Raw genomic sequence first — 2077 nt, 5'->3', positions numbered from 1 at the left:
GAATTCGCGCTGGTGCTCAAGCGCACCTTGCCCGAGAAGGTCGAGTTCGCCGCCGAGCGCATCCGTGCATCCTTCGCCGCGCGCCACATCGAAACCGAGACGCGCCCGCTGTCCTGCACGGTCAGCGCCGGCTACGCCTTCGGCAGCCAGGACGGCATCAGCTTCGACAAGGTGCTCAGCGCCGCCGACAAGGCGCTCTATGCCGCCAAGCGCGGCGGCCGCAACCGCGTGCTTGCCGCGACGCTGCGGCGAGCGAGCTAGCGCCCGGCCTGCCTTCGCTTCAGTGCGCCATCACCTCGTTGTAGGCATCGAGGTCGACATAGAAAACCTTGGTCATTTCGCCGATCAATTCGTCCCGATCGTAGCCCTGCGACCGCAGGATGTTGATGGCGGTGATGATGTCGACGCGCTCGGTGAGGCGTCGCTTCTGGTAGTCTTCGACAAAACGCTCCATCGCCTTCCCCCTGGCAAGATTGTTTGGACGCATTGACCGACAATCACTGCGGGGAAAGCTAGGCTTGCTTGCTTGCGTGGAACTTGCCGGCCGGCCAGCACCTTCCCCCTCATTCGCGACTGGTACGGAAAGCGGCCGACTCACCAAGGCCAAGAAAAGACTAGCATGCGGTATTAAACACGCCAGAGCCGTCAATGACTTCGTCATCCTTGGCCGCAGCCAGCGCGAAGCGGAGCGAAGACCCAAGGATCCCTGCCGTTACTTGGAAGCGCTACTAATGGTGCAGATTCTAGGATGGCAGGAGCGAGGTTGAACGGTTTTTATTCTGGACCGCCGCAATCTTCCGCCGATGTCACGGCATGGATCCTTGGATCTGCGCCCCGTCGCTTCGCTCCTTGCTACGCCCAAGAATGACGAAGGCGAGCTACACCGTCAGGAACTTCCGGACATCCGCGCGATCGAGGTCTTCAGCGGGGCCGGTGTGGACGATCTGCCCGCGGTCCATGATGTTGACCTCGTCGGCAAGCTCGCGGCAGAAGTCGAGATACTGCTCAACGAGAAGCACGGCAATGCCGGCCTGGTCGCGCAGGTAGCGGATGGCGCGGCCGATGTCCTTGATGATCGAGGGCTGGATGCCTTCGGTCGGCTCGTCGAGCACGAGCAGCTTCGGCCGCGTCACCAGCGCCCGGCCGATGGCGAGCTGCTGCTGCTGGCCGCCGGAGAGATCGCCGCCGCGACGGCCGAGCATCTGCTTCAGCACCGGGAACAGCTCGAAGACATGCGCCGGGATGTTGCGGTCGGCCCGTTTCAGCGGCGCGAAGCCGGTCTCCAGATTCTCGCGTACCGTCAGCAGCGGGAAGACCTCCCTGCCCTGCGGCACGAATGCGATGCCCGACCGGGCGCGGTCATACGCCGCGCTCCGGTCGAGCGCCTTCCCCTCGAAGGCAACGCTTCCGCTCGTCAGCCGGTGGTGGCCGACGATCGATCTCATCAAACTGGTCTTGCCGACGCCGTTGCGGCCGAGCACGCAGGTGATCTTGCCGGCGCCGGCCTTCAGCGAAACACCGCGCAGCGCCTGGGCGGCACCGTAATGCAGCGTGGCGTTGGAAACTTCGAGCATGGTCAGCGCCTTCTCCAGCGCCTGAGGAAGGAAAGGTCGAAACGGTGGAACGAGACCCGCCAGATCATGCTCAACGCCCCAAATAGACTTCGACGACACGCTCGTCGGCCGAGACAAAATCGAGCGAACCCTCGGACAGCACCGAGCCTTCGTGCAGGCAGGTGACCTTGACGCCGAGCTCGCGCACGAAATGCATGTCGTGCTCGACGACGATGACTGAATGATCTCGCGCGATATCCTTGAGCAGGCGCGCCGTCTCCTCCGTCTCGGCATCGGTCATGCCCGCGACCGGCTCGTCGACCAGCAGCAGCTTCGGGTCCTGCGCGAGCAGCATGCCGATCTCCAGCCATTGCTTCTGGCCATGGCTGAGGCTGGCGGCCAGCTCCGCGCGCTTATCGCCGAGACGGATGATGCCGAGTATGTCATCGATGCGCCGCGCTTCCGCTGCAGAGCGGCGATGGAACAGCGCCGGGAAGATCGAGCGCGGCCCTTTGAGGGCCAGC

4 protein-coding genes are annotated in these 2077 nt (G+C 64.0%); 1 reads left to right on the top strand and 3 read right to left on the bottom strand.

What is annotated here, in order from left to right:
* A partial coding sequence (locus EN742_RS32895; protein WP_128333768.1) for a diguanylate cyclase occupies positions 1–261 on the top strand: 261 nt, incomplete at its 5' end.
* Between the two features lie 19 nt (positions 262–280).
* Here EN742_RS32895 and EN742_RS32890 read toward each other — a convergent pair.
* The 3 genes from EN742_RS32890 to EN742_RS32880 form a co-directional block, all read right to left on the bottom strand.
* The gene (locus tag EN742_RS32890; protein WP_126054758.1) at positions 281–454 is read right to left on the bottom strand and encodes a hypothetical protein; all 174 of its coding nucleotides are present in this window, start codon (positions 452–454) and stop codon (positions 281–283) included.
* A gap of 424 nt (positions 455–878) precedes the next feature.
* Complete coding sequence (urtE, locus tag EN742_RS32885; RefSeq protein ID WP_126054759.1) at positions 879–1574, bottom strand: urea ABC transporter ATP-binding subunit UrtE; 696 nt, start codon at positions 1572–1574, stop codon at positions 879–881.
* Between the two features lie 70 nt (positions 1575–1644).
* A partial coding sequence (locus EN742_RS32880; protein ID WP_128333767.1) for an ATP-binding cassette domain-containing protein occupies positions 1645–2077 on the bottom strand: 433 nt, incomplete at its 5' end.

This window comes from Mesorhizobium sp. M4A.F.Ca.ET.020.02.1.1, assembly GCF_004022645.1.
Lineage (GTDB): Bacteria > Pseudomonadota > Alphaproteobacteria > Rhizobiales > Rhizobiaceae > Mesorhizobium.
This window is presented reverse-complemented; position numbering and strand designations above follow the sequence as displayed.

Coding starts and splice junctions, on each gene's coding strand:
- EN742_RS32890 (WP_126054758.1), bottom strand. CDS start 454: ATGGAGCGTTTTGTCGAAGACTACCAGAAGCGACGCCTCACCGAGCGC.
- urtE (WP_126054759.1), bottom strand. CDS start 1,574: ATGCTCGAAGTTTCCAACGCCACGCTGCATTACGGTGCCGCCCAGGCG.